13 protein-coding genes and 1 pseudogene are annotated in these 15571 nt (G+C 62.9%); 7 read left to right on the top strand and 7 right to left on the bottom strand.

The features are described from left to right. Positions 1–21 precede the first annotated feature (21 nt). From dnaN to gyrB, 3 genes are read left to right on the top strand one after another with little or no spacing between them, the layout of a single operon-like run. Complete coding sequence (dnaN, locus tag AB5Y54_RS01435) at positions 22–1125, top strand: DNA polymerase III subunit beta (protein ID WP_039040646.1); 1104 nt, start codon at positions 22–24, stop codon at positions 1123–1125. A gap of 2 nt (positions 1126–1127) precedes the next feature. Then, a complete protein-coding gene (recF, locus tag AB5Y54_RS01430; protein ID WP_010672287.1) occupies positions 1128–2231 on the top strand; it encodes a DNA replication/repair protein RecF in 1104 nt (367 codons plus the stop codon). Further along, positions 2228–4639, top strand: coding sequence for a DNA topoisomerase (ATP-hydrolyzing) subunit B (gene gyrB, locus AB5Y54_RS01425; protein ID WP_053287950.1), 2412 nt, complete (start codon positions 2228–2230; stop codon positions 4637–4639). The genes recF and gyrB overlap by 4 nt, the downstream gene beginning before the upstream one ends. A gap of 98 nt (positions 4640–4737) precedes the next feature. Here the strand turns inward: gyrB and AB5Y54_RS01420 are convergent, their stop codons facing one another. Both AB5Y54_RS01420 and AB5Y54_RS01415 read right to left on the bottom strand, forming a co-directional pair. Further along, complete coding sequence (locus AB5Y54_RS01420) at positions 4738–5703, bottom strand: GlxA family transcriptional regulator (protein WP_201922084.1); 966 nt, start codon at positions 5701–5703, stop codon at positions 4738–4740. An 85-nt stretch (positions 5704–5788) separates the two neighbouring features. Continuing rightward, positions 5789–6559 (bottom strand): MBL fold metallo-hydrolase, encoded by a 771-nt coding sequence (locus AB5Y54_RS01415; RefSeq protein ID WP_053287952.1) that lies wholly within the window; start codon positions 6557–6559, stop codon positions 5789–5791. A 256-nt stretch (positions 6560–6815) separates the two neighbouring features. Between AB5Y54_RS01415 and AB5Y54_RS01410 the strand changes: the two genes are divergently transcribed. Both AB5Y54_RS01410 and AB5Y54_RS01405 read left to right on the top strand, forming a co-directional pair. Next, positions 6816–7229, top strand: a complete 414-nt coding sequence (locus tag AB5Y54_RS01410; protein ID WP_043808971.1) for an Hsp20 family protein — start codon at positions 6816–6818, stop codon at positions 7227–7229. A 93-nt stretch (positions 7230–7322) separates the two neighbouring features. Next, positions 7323–7763: an Hsp20 family protein gene (locus AB5Y54_RS01405; protein WP_201997302.1), complete on the top strand. Its 441-nt coding sequence runs from the start codon at positions 7323–7325 to the stop codon at positions 7761–7763. Positions 7764–7836: 73 nt separating this feature from the next. Here AB5Y54_RS01405 and AB5Y54_RS01400 read toward each other — a convergent pair whose 3' ends face one another. Next, on the bottom strand, positions 7837–9087 hold the full coding sequence (locus AB5Y54_RS01400; protein WP_041214188.1) for a valine--pyruvate transaminase: 1251 nt from the start codon (positions 9085–9087) through the stop codon (positions 7837–7839). Between the two features lie 283 nt (positions 9088–9370). On the opposite strand from AB5Y54_RS01400, the gene AB5Y54_RS01395 reads away from it, so the two are divergent. Continuing rightward, positions 9371–9604, top strand: a complete 234-nt coding sequence (locus AB5Y54_RS01395) for a hypothetical protein (protein WP_041214189.1) — start codon at positions 9371–9373, stop codon at positions 9602–9604. Here the strand turns inward: AB5Y54_RS01395 and AB5Y54_RS01390 are convergent. Next, positions 9534–10358, bottom strand: coding sequence for a helix-turn-helix transcriptional regulator (locus AB5Y54_RS01390; RefSeq protein ID WP_368153131.1), 825 nt, complete (start codon positions 10356–10358; stop codon positions 9534–9536). The genes AB5Y54_RS01395 and AB5Y54_RS01390 overlap by 71 nt on opposite strands. A gap of 92 nt (positions 10359–10450) precedes the next feature. On the opposite strand from AB5Y54_RS01390, the gene AB5Y54_RS01385 reads away from it, so the two are divergent. Continuing rightward, positions 10451–11578: an MFS transporter gene (locus AB5Y54_RS01385; RefSeq protein ID WP_048209386.1), complete on the top strand. Its 1128-nt coding sequence runs from the start codon at positions 10451–10453 to the stop codon at positions 11576–11578. Between the two features lie 4 nt (positions 11579–11582). On the opposite strand, the gene AB5Y54_RS01380 is transcribed toward AB5Y54_RS01385, so the two are convergent. The 3 genes and pseudogenes from AB5Y54_RS01380 to AB5Y54_RS01370 form a co-directional block, all read right to left on the bottom strand. Next, positions 11583–12266, bottom strand: coding sequence for a response regulator (locus tag AB5Y54_RS01380; RefSeq protein ID WP_368153130.1), 684 nt, complete (start codon positions 12264–12266; stop codon positions 11583–11585). Positions 12267–12296: 30 nt separating this feature from the next. Beyond that, positions 12297–14886 (bottom strand): annotated as a pseudogene (locus AB5Y54_RS01375) (DUF4118 domain-containing protein). A 102-nt stretch (positions 14887–14988) separates the two neighbouring features. Then, on the bottom strand, positions 14989–15516 hold the full coding sequence (locus AB5Y54_RS01370; RefSeq protein ID WP_368153129.1) for a potassium-transporting ATPase subunit C: 528 nt from the start codon (positions 15514–15516) through the stop codon (positions 14989–14991). Positions 15517–15571 lie beyond the last annotated feature (55 nt).

Genomic DNA, 15571 nt, shown 5'->3' with positions numbered 1-15571 from the left:
CAATAACAACGGAGAGCACAGATGCAGCTCGAAATTAGCCGTGAGGCCCTGTTACGTCCCCTGCAACTGGTGTCCGGTGCCCTGGGTGGCCGGCCGACCCTGCCCATCCTCGGCAACGTCCTGCTCGATGTCAGCAATGGCCTGCTGTCGCTGACCGGGACCGATCTCGAGGTGGAGATGATCGGACAGGTCTATCTCAACAGCGACAGCCAGGATGGCCGCACCACTGTGCCGGCGCGCAAGCTGCTGGACATCTGTCGCGGTCTGCCGGAGGGGGCGGAGATCCGCCTCAGCACCGAGGGAGAGCGCCTCATCATCCGTTCCGGTCGCTCCCGTTTCAACCTGTCGACCCTGCCGGCGACCGAATACCCGAACATCGAGGATTGGGAATCCGTGCTCGAGTTCGACATCAGCCAGCTGGAGCTGAAAAAACTCATCGACGCGACCCAGTTCTCCATGGCGAGCCAGGACGTGCGCTACTACCTGAACGGCATGCTGTTCGAGAGCGAAGGACACGGCCTGCGTACCGTGGCGACGGACGGTCACCGGCTGGCCACCTGCCGCCGCGAGGTGGTGGGGGAATCGTTGCCCGATCATCAGGTCATCCTGCCGCGCAAAGGGGTGCTGGAGCTGGTGCGCCTGCTGGAAGCGGAAGACAAGCCGGTACGGCTGCAAGTGGGCCGCAGCAACCTGCGCGCCGCCCTGGATGGCTTCATCTTCACCTCCAAGCTGGTGGATGGCCGTTTCCCGGACTGGCGCCGCGTCATCCCGAGAGGGAGCGACAAGGCCCTGATCGCCGGTCGCGAGGATCTGCGCCAGGCCTTTGCTCGTGCCGCCATCCTCTCCAACGAGAAATTCCGTGGGGTGCGTCTCAATCTGCAGGAAAACCTGCTGCGCATCACCGCCAACAACCCGGAACAGGAAGAAGCCGAAGAGCTGCTTGACGTACAATACGCCGCTGGCGAGATGGAGATCGGCTTCAACGTCTCCTATGTGCTGGACGTGTTGAATACGTTAAAATGTGACCAAATCCGGATCAGCCTGAGCGATTCCATCAGCAGCGCCATTATTGAGGATTTTGAGAACCAAGATGCCCAGTACGTGGTGATGCCGATGCGGATCTAGTCGTGTCCCTGGTCAAACTCCAGCTCAGCGACTTTCGCAACATTCAGCACGCCAGTCTCGCGCTGTCTCCCGGCCTCAATATCCTGGTCGGGAGCAACGGCAGCGGCAAGACCAGCGTGCTGGAAGCCATTCATTACCTTGGTCTCGGCCGCTCGTTTCGTACCCATTTGACCGGGCGGGTCATCCGCCAGGGCGAGCGGGCCTTTACCCTGTTTGCCCAGTGCGAGCTGGAGGGGCGTCAGGTGCCCATCGGGCTTGCCAAGGACAAGGGGGGCGAAACCCAGCTCAAGATCGCCGGTGCCCAGGCCCAGCGCCTGGCCGATCTGGCGGAGCTGTTGCCGGTACAGTTGATCCACCCCGATGGTTTCAGCCTGCTGACCGGTGGGCCCCAGGCTCGCCGGGCCTGGCTCGACTGGGGTGTTTTCCATCAGGAGCCGACCTTCTTCTCCCTCTGGGGGCGGGTGCGTCGGCTGCTGAAGCAGCGCAATGCCTTGCTGCGCCAGAGCACCCAGTATCGTCAACTGGCATTCTGGGATCAGGAGCTGGTGCGACTGGGTGGCGAGCTGGCGGGGTTTCGCGCCAGTTATTGTCAGGCCATTACGCCCCTGATCAAGGAGATGACGGCAGATTTTCTGCCGGAGTTCGATATCAGTCTTGGATTCTATCGAGGCTGGGAAAAAGACACTCCCCTCGATGCATTGCTGGAGGCGGGGTTCGAACGGGATCGTTCGCTGGGGTACACTGGGGTCGGTCCGCAGAAGGCGGACGTGCGGCTCAAGGCGAACGGCGTGCCCGCGCAGGATATTTTGTCCAGGGGTCAGCTGAAGTTGCTGGTCTGTGCCATGCGGCTGGCCCAAGGGCTCTATTTGAATCAACATAGCAGCCGCGGCTGTATTTTTTTAATTGATGATTTTGCCTCTGAACTGGATGTCGACAAACGTCGTCTGCTGGCCGCAAGGCTGAAGCAGTGCGCGTCCCAGGTGTTCATCACCGCCATCGATACCGGTCAGCTCGCAGACATGATGGATGCGAGTGACTGCAAGCTGTTCCACGTGGAACAAGGCAAGATCTCCGAAACGTTAGAGAAGGCAGAGAGTAAGCTATGAGTGAAAATACTTACGACTCCTCGAATATCAAGGTGCTCAAGGGCCTGGATGCGGTCCGCAAGCGCCCGGGGATGTATATCGGCGATACGGACGATGGATCGGGCCTGCACCACATGGTGTTCGAGGTCGTCGACAACTCCATCGACGAGGCTCTGGCTGGCTACTGCTCCGATATCCAGGTCAAGATCCATTCCGACGGCTCCGTCTCCGTGCGCGACAACGGTCGCGGCATTCCGGTGGACATCCACCCGGAAGAGGGTCGTTCGGCCGCCGAAGTCATCATGACCGTGCTGCACGCCGGCGGCAAATTCGATGACAACTCCTACAAGGTGTCCGGCGGTCTGCACGGTGTGGGCGTTTCCGTGGTGAACGCGCTTTCCGACAAGCTGCTGCTGACCATCCGCCGCAACGGTCATGTCTACGAGCAGACCTATCACCTGGGCGAGCCGCAGGCACCCCTCAAGCAGATTGGTGACAGCACCGGCACCGGGACCGAAGTTCGCTTCTGGCCGAGCCCGACCATCTTCAGTGACACCCTGTTCCACTACGAGATCCTGGCCAAGCGTCTGCGCGAGCTCTCCTTCCTCAACTCCGGCGTCTCCATCCGTCTGATGGACGAGCGTGATGGCCGCGAGGCGCACTTCTGCTACGAAGGGGGCATCAAGGCCTTCGTCGAGTACCTGAACCAGAACAAGACCCCGATCCACCCCAAGGTGTTCCACTTCACCACCGAGCAGGACGGAATCGGTGTCGAAGTCGCCATGCAGTGGAACGACGCCTATCAGGAAGGGGTCTACTGCTTCACCAACAACATTCCGCAGCGGGATGGTGGTACCCACCTGGTGGGCTTCCGTACCGCGCTGACCCGGACGCTGAACAACTACATGGACAAGGAGGACTACAGCAAGAAGGCCAAGTCCGCCGCCAGTGGTGACGACGTCCGTGAAGGTCTGATTGCCGTTATCTCCGTCAAGGTGCCTGACCCTAAGTTCTCCTCCCAGACCAAGGACAAGCTGGTCTCTTCCGAAGTGAAGACCGCCGTGGAACAGGCCATGGGTGAGAAGCTGGCCGACTTCCTGCTGGAAAACCCGGGCGACGCCAAGATCGTGGTCAACAAGATCATCGATGCGGCCCGTGCCCGCGAGGCGGCCCGCAAGGCCCGCGAATTGACCCGCCGCAAGGGGGCGCTGGACATCGCCGGTCTGCCCGGCAAGCTGGCGGACTGCCAGGAGAAAGACCCGGCCCTCTCCGAACTCTACATAGTGGAAGGGGACTCTGCTGGCGGCTCCGCCAAGCAGGGTCGCAACCGGAAGAACCAGGCCATTCTGCCGCTCAAGGGCAAGATCCTGAACGTGGAGAAGGCCCGCTTCGACAAGATGATCTCTTCCCAGGAGGTGGGCACCCTGATCACCGCCCTGGGCTGCGGCATCGGTCGCGACGAGTACAACCCGGACAAGCTGCGCTATCACAACATCATCATCATGACGGATGCGGACGTCGATGGTGCGCACATCCGAACCCTGCTGCTGACCTTCTTCTATCGTCAGATGCCGGAAATCATCGAGCGTGGCTATGTCTTCATTGCCCAGCCGCCGCTCTACAAGGTGAAGAAGGGCAAGCAGGAGCAGTACCTGAAAGACGAAGACGCATTGTTGCAGTACCAGACCGCCATGGCGTTGGACGGTGCGACCCTGCACGTCAACGAGTCTGCCCCGGCCATCGGTGGCGAGGCGCTGGAGCGTCTGGTCAACCAGCACCGTGCCGTCTCTCACCTCATCACCCGCATGTCCCGCCGTGCGCCGGAAGCCGTGCTGACCCAGCTGATCTATCAGCCCGAGCTGAACGAAACCCTGCTGGCCAGCGAGAGCGAGCTGCAGGCCTGGTGCCAGAGCATGGAAGCCGTGCTCAACGAGAGCAACCACGGCATCCAGTACCAGATGCAGGTACGCCGCGACGAAGAGCGCAGCCTGTTCGTGCCGCACGCCGTGGTACGCCAGCACGGGGTCGACCGTGAATACCCGCTCAGCTACGACTTCCTGCAGTCCGCCGAGTACCGTCAGCTGGTCTCTCTGGGCAAGGAGATCGCCAACCTGATCGAGGAAGGCGGTTACATCAAGCGTGGCGAGAAGGTCAAACCGGTCGCGAACTTCGTGGAAGCGGTCGAGTGGCTGATGGGTGAAGGCAAGCGCGGCATCTACATCCAGCGCTATAAAGGGCTGGGGGAGATGAACCCGGAGCAGCTGTGGGAGACCACCATGGATCCGGAAGCTCGTCGCATGCTGCGCGTCACCATAGACGACGCGGTCGGCGCCGACCAGCTCTTCTCCACCCTGATGGGGGATGCCGTAGAGCCCCGTCGCGACTTTATCGAGACCAACGCCCTGCGGGTTGCCAACCTCGACGTCTGATCAGACGGTCCGACAACCATCAAAAGCCGCTCCTCGTGAGCGGCTTTTTGTTTTCTGGGGCAAGGAAGAGGGCGCGTTCCACGTGAAACATGAGGGACCTAGACTCTGTCACCGCGAAAGGTGCGGCGCCACTCCCGCGGCGACACCCCGAAGCGGGCGCGAAAGTGCTTGCGCAATATGGTGGCAGACCCGAGCCCCACCAGTTCGGCGATGCGTTCCACTGTGTGGGCGCTGGACTCCAGCAGCGTCTGGCTGCGGCGCAGGCGCTCCGCCATCAGCCACTCCCCGAGGGAGAGACCGGTGGCAAGCTGGAAGCGGCGGCTAAAGGTGCGTCGGCTCATCATGCAATGTTCCGCCAGGCTATCCAGGGTGTGGGGCGCGGCCAGGTGCAGGCGCAGGTGATCGAACAGCTGGTTGATCCTGGCATCCCGGGTGGTGGCGGGCACCGGCTGCTCGATGAACTGGGCCTGGCCACCCTCCCGGTGGGGAGGCACCACCAGCCGCCTGGCCAGCTTGTTGGCAATCTGGCTGCCGTGATGCTGGCGAACCAGATAGAGGCAGCAGTCCAGGCTGGCGGCGGTGCCAGCCGAGGTGATGAGCCCGTCGTCGTCGACGTAGAGGGCATTGGTATCGAGCCGCACCCGGGGGAAGCGCTGGACGAACTCCTGTTCAAATTCCCAGTGGGTGGCTGCACCGCGCCCGTCCAGCAGGCCGGCATAGGCCAGCACATAGGTGCCGAGACAGAGCCCCACGATCTGGGCTCCCCTGATCCGGGCGGCAACCAGGGCATCGAGCAGGGGTTGGGCGGGGCGCTCGGCCGGATCGCGCCAGAAGGGGATGATGATGATATCCGCCTCCAGCAGACCCTCCAGGCCATAGTCGGCCTCCATGCGAAAGCCCTGGGAGGAGGCGGGTTGCCGCGTGTTATCCCCGGCGCAGAGTCTCAGCTCGAACAACGACTGGCCCGGCATCATCTTGTCGCCAAAGATGAGGCAGGGCACCGAGCAGTGAAAGGGGCTGAAGCTATCGAAGGTGATGACGGCGACGATGAGGGGACGGGGCATGGTGGCAAACTCCTTTGCACTCGGATCCCCATCATACGGGGCAGCAACAGAAAGCCGAAGAGCCATGTGGTGCCCGGCCCCTCGCTCAGAGCACCATGGTGTCGCCATCCTCGGGCACCCTTACCCGGGCGGCCATCCCCTGGCTGTCCAGATAGTCGCGCAGCTCCCGCCGGGACAGCAGGGCATGATTGACCGCCTCCATGTGGCTGGCGATCAGGGTGGCCTGCGGGGCGGCCTGATAGACGGCGGCCACATCCTCCTTGCCCATGATGATGGCGCCCAGACCCGTCACCTGGGCATCACCGCAGTTGAGGACGACAACCTCGGGTTGGTGCCGGTGCAGCGCTTGTTCAACCTGGGCATTCCAGACGGTGTCGCCGGCCAGATAGAGGGTCTTTTCGGCGGGATGGGAGAAGACCACTCCGCTGACCTCGCCAAGGCGATCCCCCAGCAGGGCCATGATGGTATCGCTGCCGTGTCGGCCTTCCGTCTGTTGCAGGCAGATGCCGGCGAACTCGCCGACCTCGCCCAGCAGGCGCACATCCTCGAAGCCGCATCCCCTCATGGTGTCGGCATCTTTTTGATGCTGCACGAACAGGGGAAGGTGCTTGGGGATCTTCGCTTTCGCGACATCGTCCCAGTGATCCAGATGGTCATGGGTGACAATCACCGCATCCACCTCCAGCAGGGTCGCCATGGGCAGCGGCAGATCGACCAGGGGGTTGCGAAGATGGCTGTTGGCCATGCCTTCGAAGCCGGGGTAGCTCCCCTTGGGGGCCAGCATGGGGTCGATGAGGAAGCGGGTTCCTGCGTAGTGGATGAGCAGGGTGGCGTTGCGAACCTGGGTAATCTTCATGGCGTGCTCCGGTTTCTCGTTGGGGACACGGCCAGTATGGAGGGATGAGGGACGGATCATGAGTGGCCCGCAGGCCTATTATCGATCTAATCGGGCCATTCTTGATGGCCTGCATTTCTTTTGTTTTTACCCCTTGAAAGCCAAATGCTGGCCCCTATATAGATAACAAGGCCGGAACGCTCGACAGAGGTTTCGACCAGGCGCCCGTCCATCAGGAGGGCAAACAATCCGTTATCGCTCAAAAGAGGATAATACTATGCGTTCTATCGACTTTTCTCCGCTCTATCGTTCTGCCATCGGTTTCGATCGTCTGGCCACTCTCATCGAATCTGCCGCCAGCAATGGCAATGCCGGTTATCCCCCCTACAACATCGAGCAGCTGGGTGACAGCGACTACCGCATCAGTATGGCGGTGGCGGGCTTTACCCAGGAAGAGCTGGAGCTGAGTTTCCAGGAAAATCTGCTGACGGTGAAGGGCAACAAGCAGGCCGATACCGAGCGTAACTACCTCTATCAAGGCATAGCCGAACGCGGCTTCGAGCGTCGCTTCCAGCTGGCCGACTATGTGCGGGTGAAGGGCGCCGATCTTAAGAACGGTCTGTTGCACATCGACCTGGTGCGCGAAGTGCCCGAGGCGATGAAACCCCGCAAGATCGAGATCAACGGCTGACCGCCTGACCTCGTTGCATTATTGATGTTTCCCGGGTGCCGATTGACGGGCCCGTGGAGAGTAAACCCTGTTGCTTTATAGAAGGATAGGATCATGCGTAACCTCGATTTTTCTCATCTCTATTCCAATGCCGTCGGCTTCGAGCGGATGGCCCGTGAGCTGGAAGGCCTGTTCGATCAGAAGACCTCGGCCTACCCCCCGTACAACATTGAAAAGCGCGACCACGACAGCTACCTCATCACGGTTGCCGTGGCTGGTTTCGAGCGCAATGAGCTGGAGCTGGAGACCGAAAACGGCACCCTCAAGGTGAAGGGGCGCAAGGTCGCCTCCATGGGCGAGCGCCAGTTCCTCCATCAGGGGATCGCCGAGCGGGACTTCGAGCTCGCCTTCAAGCTGAGCCAGCATGTAGAGGTGCAGGGCGCCAAGCTGGAGCATGGCCTGCTGACCATAGAGCTGGCCCGCGAGCTGCCGGAAGCGCTCAAGCCCCGCGCCATCCCCATCGGCAAACCCGATCAGCTGGCACTGCCCGGTTAAACAACATCGCTGACCACCTGATAGAAAAGAGGCCTGCATCTGCAGGCCTCTTTTTTTCATGCCGAAGGGGGAATCAACCGGCGTAGAGGGCGTTGATCTCGTCGGCCAGGATGGCGATGCCACGACGCACCAGATCTTCGCTCTGGGCATAGTTGAGGCGGATGCACTCCTGGCTGTGGCGCCACTCGGGGTCGTCGATGCCGGGGAAGAAGTAGTGGCCGGGCACGATCAGCAGGTTCTTCGCCTTCAGTCGCTCATACAGCTCCTGGCAGTGGATCGGCAGGTCTTCGAACCAGAGCCAGAGGAAGAGGGCACCCTCCGGCTTGTGGATGTGGAAGCGCGGATCCGGAATGGCCTCGCGCAGCAGCTGGACCGCGAAGGTGGCTTTCTGCTGGTAGAAGGGTTTCACCACCTGCTCGCTCAGGGTGATGATGTCACCGCTCTCGATCATCGGAATGGTGATGGCCGGACCCAGGCTGCCCGGCGCCAGATTGATGATGCCGCTCAGGTTGGTGATGGCCCGGATGATCTTCTCGTCGGCGATGACGATGCCGCAACGGGTGCCAGGCAGGCCGAGCTTGGAGAGGCTCATGCAGAGGATGGTGTTGGCGTTCCAGAACGGCTTGGCGTCGCTGAAGATGATGCCGGGGAAGGGCACGCCGTAGGCATTGTCGATGAGGAGCGGGATCCCCTTGTCACGGGCGATCTGATCGAGGTGCTCGATCTCCTCGTCGGTGAGCACGTTGCCGGTGGGGTTGGTCGGCCGGGAGACACAGATCACCCCGATGTCGTCGCCCACCTGCAGGCTCTCGAAATCCACGTGGTATTTGAACTGGCCGTCGGGCAGCTTCTCGATGGTGGGCTTGTAGGCGACGAAATGATCGTCCGAGAGGGCCGAGTCGGCATAGCCGATGTACTCGGGGGCGAGCGGGAACAGCACCTTCTTCTTGCGACCGTCGGCGAACTCGCCGGCCAGCAGGTTGAACAGATAGAAGAAGGCGTTCTGGCTGCCGTTGGTCAGGGCGATGTTGCGGGCGGAGATCTCCCAGCCCAGCTCCTTGCTGAGCAGGGCGGCCAGCGCCCTGGTGAACCTGTCCTTGCCCTGGGGGCCATCGTAGTTGGCCATGGCCTTGATCAGTTCGCCGTTGTCGAGCAGGGTATTGGCCTCGGCCTGAAAGCGTTCCAGCATGGCGGGGATGGGGGCCGGATTGCCGCCTCCCAGCATGATGGCGTCGGGATTCAGCAGCCCTTGATTGAGGTCGTCCATGAGTTGGGTAATACCGGCGTGGCGAGTGAACTTCTCGCCGAACAAGGAGAATTCCATTCGGTGGCAAATCCAGAGTCAGTTAAGGGGGGAGCTAGCACCATAGCTCACTTCAAAAGCGGGTGTCGATCAAAAAAACGGGGCGTTTCACGTGGAACAGGGTTGCCATGATGGTGGTGGTAAAAAAAACCATTTATAGGTTTTAAAATAACCAACATTCGATTCAGGAAGGGGGGTGGCAGCATCAAAAAATTATTTATATCAATAAAATCATGCTGTTATAAATCTGGCACAACTATTGGAATAGTTATGTGGTCATCTCAACCACACCGGAGCACGCCAGATGAAGATCCTGATCGCTACCCTGATTGCCAGCAGCCTGAGCCTGAATGCCATGGCCGCCGAGAACCCCAGACCCGAGCTGGACAGCGCCGCCCTGCAACAGGAGATGCTGGCCTTGCAGCAGCAGGCCTCCCATGACGTGGTGGCAGAGGCCATCCACAACCTCAAGCCGCTGGCCCTGGAGACCCTGGTGGTGGAGGCGAGTTCTGCCGATGCGACTCATCCCGAGAGTTGAGGTAGCGCAAGGGGGTCTGCCCCGTGTGTTGCCTGAAGAAGGCGATGAAGGCGCTGTCGCTGGCGAACTCCAGGGCAGCGGCCACCCGGCTGATGGGCTCGGCTTCGGCCAGCAGTTCCATGGCCCGCAGCAGTCGCCACTGCTGGCGCCAGGCCTGGTAGCTCATGCCGGTCTCTCGCATGAAGATGCGGCCTATGGTCTTGTCACTGGCACCCACCCGTTCGGCCAGCCGGTTGAGCCGATCGGGCAGGGTGTCACCCCGCTTTATCTCCTGCAGCCAGCCGGTCAGACGCCCGTCTGACGGCAGCGGCAACTGCCAGGATTCCCGCGGCGCTTGCGCCAGCTCCTCCTGCAACAACGCCAGCGTGCAATGCTGCTCCGCCGCCGGCTTGTCCCACGGCCAGAGCGCCATCCGCTCGATGATCTCCCGCAGCAGCGGGTTGACCGCCAGCACCGCCATCTCGTTTGGCAATGCGGGCTCCGGCTGGAAGTAGAGGGAGCGATAGGCCACTACCCCGCGCATCAACACCCGGTGGGGCAGGCCTGCTGGCAACCAGGCCGCTCGCGTCGGCGGCAGCAGGCAGACCTGATCGTCCAGCTCTATGGTCATGCAGCCTGCCTGGGCGAACAGCAGCTGGTGGCGCTGGTGCTGATGGCGGCCGGAGTCGTGCCAGCCGAGGGCGGCGGCAATACCGATGGCGCTGCCGTCGTGCTGGTCCGGATCAAAGGGGTGATCGGGAAGAATAAAGGCCATGTGTCCGATTCTTGCTGTTTATAGTCCGCCTTATTGTAATCGGACAAGTTATCCCTCTCTAGAATGGCGACCTCTTGTGAAGGAGGTGTGTCATGAACAACAGGTTGCCACCGCGCTGGCTGGTGGTCGGATTGATGATGTTTCCCCAGATAGTGGAGACCACCTACAGCCCGGTGCTGACCCATATCGCCACGGAGTTTCGGGTGAGCGAGGGGCAGGCGTCCCAGACCCTGTCGGTCTATTTTCTGGCGTTTGCGGCGGGCGTGGTCTGCTGGGGCAGGTTGTGCGATCTCATCGGGCGGCGTCCCGCCATGCTGGCGGGGCTGCTGACCTATGGCGCCGGCACTCTGCTGGCGTTGCTGGCCGCTCAATTTGAAACCCTGCTGCTGGCACGGGTCATCGCGGCCTTCGGTGCCGCCGTGGGTTCCGTGGTGACCCAGACCATGCTGCGCGACAGCTATCAGGGCAGCGATCTGGCGCGGGTCTTTTCGGTGATGGGCATCGCGCTCTCCCTCAGTCCGGTGCTGGGGCTGGTGAGCGGCGGCCAGCTGGCGAGCGGGTTCGGCTATCTCGGGGTATTTGGCGCCCTGCTGGTATTGGCAGTTGGATTGCTGCTGGTCACTTGCTGGCAACTGCCGGAAACCCGCCCGGCCATCACTCAGAGGGTCGCACTCTGGCCGCTGGCCTGCCGGATGGTGCGTGATACCGGCTTGTGGCGCAGCGCCGCCCTGGTGGCGCTGTTCAACACCATGCTGTTCGGCTACTACAGCCTGGCGCCGTTTCTGTTTGCCAGTCTGGGGCTGAGCGCGGGGGAATTTGGTTATTCCGGCATCGTGCTGGCGCTGGCGACCCTGGTGGGCAGCCTGCTCAACAAGCGCCTGCTGGGCCGTGGCTGGACGCCTGCCTCGTTAATACGGCTCGCCGCCGTGCTGGCGTTGGGTTCGGGTTGGCTGGTGTGGGCCAGTCAGGCATCGCTCTGGTTTCTGCTGCCCATGACGGGAGTGGTGATCGCGTTCGGGCTGGCTATCCCCAATGTGCTGAGCCAGGCGCTGCTGGCCTATCGGGAGGTGGCGGGCAGTGCCGGGGCCCTGTTCGGGCTTGGCTACTACCTGCTACTCAGCCTGGGGTTGGCGGTTGCAGCCAGCTTGCAGGATCTCGGACTGCTGCTCGGGGGATGCGGTCTGTTGGCACTCTGTTGTTGCTGGCGTCGTTCCACGTGAAACATCAGCTGCCGATAAAACGGTAGCCGATGCCGGATTCGGTCTCGATCAGCGTGGGTTGCTGGGGGTTATCTCCCAGCTTCTTGCGCAGACTGGCGATGACGATGCGCAGGTAGTGGGTATCTTCCTTGTGGCTCGGCCCCCAGATGTCGATGAGCAGCTGGGTCTGTTGCACCAGCTTGCCGGGGTGGCACACCAGCGCCTGCAACAGGGCGAACTCCTTGCGGGAGAGGGGGATCTCCTCGCCCTGCAGGGTCACCTTGTGGCTGCTGCTGTCCAGGGTCAGGCCACAGTGGGGGATGTGTCGACACTCGCCGCTGGTGGCGCCGACTCGCTGGCGCAGCAGCACCCGGATACGGGCCATCATCTCCCCGACGCCGAACGGCTTGCTCATGTAGTCGTTGGCCCCCGCATCCAGCAGCCGCACCTTCTCCTGCTCTGAGTCCCGCGCCGAGAGCACCAGCACGGGATTGGCGTGGTGCTCGCGGATGGCGTGCAGGATTTGGATGCCATCACCGTCCGGCAGGCCGAGGTCCAGGATCACCAGATCGGGATTGAGGTGGCGATACTGCGCCAGCCCCTCGTTGACGCCGACCGCCTCGCTCACCTGATGCCCCTCGGCGATCAGGCTGATCCGCAAAAAACGGCGGATGGCCGCCTCGTCGTCGATGACCAGTATGTGAGCCATTCAGCCTCCAGCTGGATAGAGTAAAAAGGTTCAGGCCGCGGCTGCATTGAGCGCCAGCGGCAGGGAGATGCGCATGCAGGTGCCGTTGCCGTTGGGGCCGGAAAATGCCCAGATGCGGCCGCCGTGGGCCTCTATCATAGCGCGGGAAATGGCGAGGCCAAGTCCGGTGCCGCGGCTGCCGCAGTCGCCGACCGGCTGGGTGTAGAACAGATTGAAGATCTTGTCCCGATCCGACTCGGCGATGCCGACCCCGATGTCGATGATGTCGAGGATGAGATCGGGGTCCGCCAGCATCACCTTGAACTCGATGGGGGTGCCGGCCGGCGAATAGCGGGAGGCGTTGTCGAGAATGTTGACCAGCACCTGCTCGATCAGGGCGCCATGCACATAGAGGCGGGGGATCTGCTGATCGAAGTGCACCAGCAGCTTGTGCTGGCGCCAGGAGGAGTCGAGCCGGCGGCGGGCGTTCTCCACCAGATCCGCCAGGTCGACCCAGTCCCGTTTGAGCTGGAAATCCGGTGAGCCGATGCGGGTCATGTCCAGCAGGTTCTGCACATAGCTGTGCAGGCGGCGCGCCTCGTCCTGCACCGAGTGCAGCAGCTCGCTGCGATCCTCGCTGCTGATCCGGTCACCATATTCCAGCAGAGTGCTGCCGGCCCCCATGATGGTGGCCAGCGGCGTCTTCAGATCGTGGGAGACCGAGGAGAGCAGGGCGGCGCGCATCCGGTCGGTCTCCGCCTGCAGCTGGCTGTCGGCCAGCCGTTCGTTGAGATCGATCCGGGCCAGTGCGGCGCGGATATCGGTGAGCAGGGCCTGCAGCTGATGCTCGGCCGAAGAAGCGAGCGGATTGGCCAGCACTATCCCCAGTACCAGTTCATCGCTGAGGTGGTGGTACTGGGCCTCGGCCGCGTTGAGGGTGGCGGTGTGGGCGCCGGCGCTCTGCTTCTGGGCCAGACACCAGTCGATGGCGGCCTTGTCGGTCTGCCCCGGCTTGTGCTGGGTCGAGCCGGCCCTGTGCTGATAGTGCTGATCGAGGGCGAACACCGGCTGGCCCAGCGCCAGCGAGATGGCCTGGGATCCCTGTCTGAGCACCTCTTCCGAGCTGCTGGCGGTGGCCAGCCCCTGGCTCAGCGACAGCAGGGCGTTGCCCAACTGCTGGGTCTCGCGCAGGCCGATCAGCTGTTGGCGCTGACGGGAGGCAAGCCGCCCGGCCGTGATGCCGACGATCAGCAGCACGAACAGGGTGAGCAGATCGCTGTGGCTGGCCACGCTCAAAGAGAAGTAGGGGGCGGTGAACAGCAGATTGTGGCCGACAAAGCCCAGCACGGCGGCCAGGATGGCGGGCATCAGGCTGGTGGTGAGCGCGGTGGCCAGCACCCCCAGCACGAACAGCATGGGCAGGGAGGCGGGCGGCAGCCAGTGGGAGAGGCCCCAGACGGCGGCTGAGGTGGTCCCCATGATGGCTACCGCCAGCAGGCTCTGGCGAATGTCCTTGGGGTGGAGCGGCTGCAAGCCCAGGCTGGGCTTGCGCTTCTCGGTATCCACCAGCGTGATCTCGAGTCCTTGCGCTTGCTTGAGCAGGTGTTGCACCAGCGAGCGACGCCAGGGGGCCTTGTGGGGTTTGCCCAGCAGCAGTTGCGATACCTGCTGCTGCTCGGCGGTCTCCAGCAGGGTGTCGGCCACCGCCGGACTGGAGAGGGTCAGCACCTTGGCCCCCAGCTGGGAAGCGAGCGCCAGCGCCTGCTCCAGCTCGACCGAGCGCTGCCCCTTGCTGTCGATGTGCACCACCAGCCAGGGTAGCTGGCGGCGCTGGGCGAAGCGGTGGCCGTAACGCACCAGGGCGGCGCCGTGCTCATCTCCGATGCAGACCATCAGCTTGCCCCGCAGCGGCAAGGTGGTCTTGCCGGCGGCCTGCCACTGCAGCTGCAGATCCCCCTCCACATGGCTGGCGGCGGTCTGCATCGCCAGCTCGCGCAGGGCGGTCAGGTTGTTGAGGGAGAAGAAGGATTGCAGGGCGGCCTTGGCCTGATGGGGCACATAGACCTTGCCCTCCTTGAGACGGCCGAGCAGCTCTTTGGGGGGGGAGGTCGATCAACACCAGGCTGTCGGCCTCCAGCAGCACCTGATCCGGCAGGGTCTCCTTGACCCTGACCCCGGTCAGCTGCCACACCAGATCGTTGAGGCTCTCCAGGTGCTGCACGTTGAGGGTGGTGTAGACGTCGATGCCGGCGCCCAGCAGCTCCTCCACATCCTGCCAGCGCTTCTCGTGGCGGCTGCCGGGGGCGTTGCTGTGGGCCAGCTCGTCCACCACGGCGATGGCGGGCTTGCGGGCCAGCAGGCCGTCCAAGTCCATCTCCTCCAGCCGCTGCTGGCGGTGCAGGTGCAGTGTGTGCGGCTGGATGGCGAGCTTGTCGAGCAGGGCCAGGGTCTCCTGACGGCCGTGGGTCTCCACCACCCCGATCAGGATGTCGACTCCCTCCCTGGCCTGCTCCCGCACCGCCTGCAGCATGGCGTAGGTCTTGCCGACGCCGGGGGCCGCGCCGAGAAACACCTTCAGCTTGCCCCTGTGCTCCTGCTCCAGGCTCGCCAGCAGGGCGTCTGCCCTCACTTCATCACGCATCCCCGTGCTCCCGTTGCATCGGCCGAACTGCGGCCGTGACCTCATTGCTCATGCTTGTCCCCGTTGTCGAAAGGGAGCCTTCCCGAACGGCAAGGAGCGCCCTCAGGCGCCCTTTTGATGATCGAGTTGCAGGTTCAACTGGAGAATGTTGACCACCTGCGGGCCAAGGATACCAGCTTGTGCCGCCGACTTGACCTGCTCCGTCAACTGAACGGGATCCAGCCCCCGTTGCCCGGCGACCCTATCCACCTGGGCCAGCGCTGCATCGAGGGGCAGATGGGGATCGAGGCCGGAGGCGGAGCGGGTCAGCAGGGCGGGGACCCTGGCTTCCGGCTGCGCCCTGGCCGCAGCTGCGGCAAACTCGGCCCGTAGCGGCGAGCTCATCCCCAGGTTGCTTCCGCCGCCACCTATGGTGGCGAAATCGCTGGCGGAGGGGCGGGAGTGGAAGTAGTCGGCCCGCTCGAATTTCTGGGCTAGCAGGGCGCTGCCGACCATCTGCTGCTTGGCGTTGGTGAGCAGGCTGCCGTTGGCCTGCCAGGGGAAGAGCAGCTGGGCCAGCCCGGTGACGGCCAGCGGATATGCCACCCCCAGCAGCAGGGTCAGGGTCAGCAGGGTTCTGATTGCTATCATGATTTTTTGCTCCAAAAGATTGATGGGGTACAAGCCAGGCCTGCACCCCGCTATG

Source organism: Aeromonas sp. s9 (genome assembly GCF_040907765.1).
Taxonomy (GTDB): Bacteria; Pseudomonadota; Gammaproteobacteria; order Enterobacterales; family Aeromonadaceae; genus Aeromonas; species Aeromonas caviae.
Note: the sequence above shows the minus strand (reverse complement) of the source record. Positions and strands in the feature narration are given on the sequence as shown.

Excerpts from the sequence above, each read along its gene's own strand:
- dnaN (WP_039040646.1), top strand. The coding sequence starts at position 22 with ATGCAGCTCGAAATTAGCCGTGAGGCCCTGTTACGTCCCCTGCAACTG.
- gyrB (WP_053287950.1), top strand. The coding sequence starts at position 2,228 with ATGAGTGAAAATACTTACGACTCCTCGAATATCAAGGTGCTCAAGGGC.
- AB5Y54_RS01420 (WP_201922084.1), bottom strand. The coding sequence starts at position 5,703 with ATGCCCCGTCCCCTCATCGTCGCCGTCATCACCTTCGATAGCTTCAGC.
- AB5Y54_RS01415 (WP_053287952.1), bottom strand. The coding sequence starts at position 6,559 with ATGAAGATTACCCAGGTTCGCAACGCCACCCTGCTCATCCACTACGCA.
- AB5Y54_RS01410 (WP_043808971.1), top strand. The coding sequence starts at position 6,816 with ATGCGTTCTATCGACTTTTCTCCGCTCTATCGTTCTGCCATCGGTTTC.
- AB5Y54_RS01405 (WP_201997302.1), top strand. The coding sequence starts at position 7,323 with ATGCGTAACCTCGATTTTTCTCATCTCTATTCCAATGCCGTCGGCTTC.
- AB5Y54_RS01400 (WP_041214188.1), bottom strand. The coding sequence starts at position 9,087 with ATGGAATTCTCCTTGTTCGGCGAGAAGTTCACTCGCCACGCCGGTATT.
- AB5Y54_RS01395 (WP_041214189.1), top strand. The coding sequence starts at position 9,371 with ATGAAGATCCTGATCGCTACCCTGATTGCCAGCAGCCTGAGCCTGAAT.
- AB5Y54_RS01390 (WP_368153131.1), bottom strand. The coding sequence starts at position 10,358 with ATGGCCTTTATTCTTCCCGATCACCCCTTTGATCCGGACCAGCACGAC.
- AB5Y54_RS01385 (WP_048209386.1), top strand. The coding sequence starts at position 10,451 with ATGAACAACAGGTTGCCACCGCGCTGGCTGGTGGTCGGATTGATGATG.
- AB5Y54_RS01380 (WP_368153130.1), bottom strand. The coding sequence starts at position 12,266 with ATGGCTCACATACTGGTCATCGACGACGAGGCGGCCATCCGCCGTTTT.
- AB5Y54_RS01370 (WP_368153129.1), bottom strand. The coding sequence starts at position 15,516 with ATGATAGCAATCAGAACCCTGCTGACCCTGACCCTGCTGCTGGGGGTG.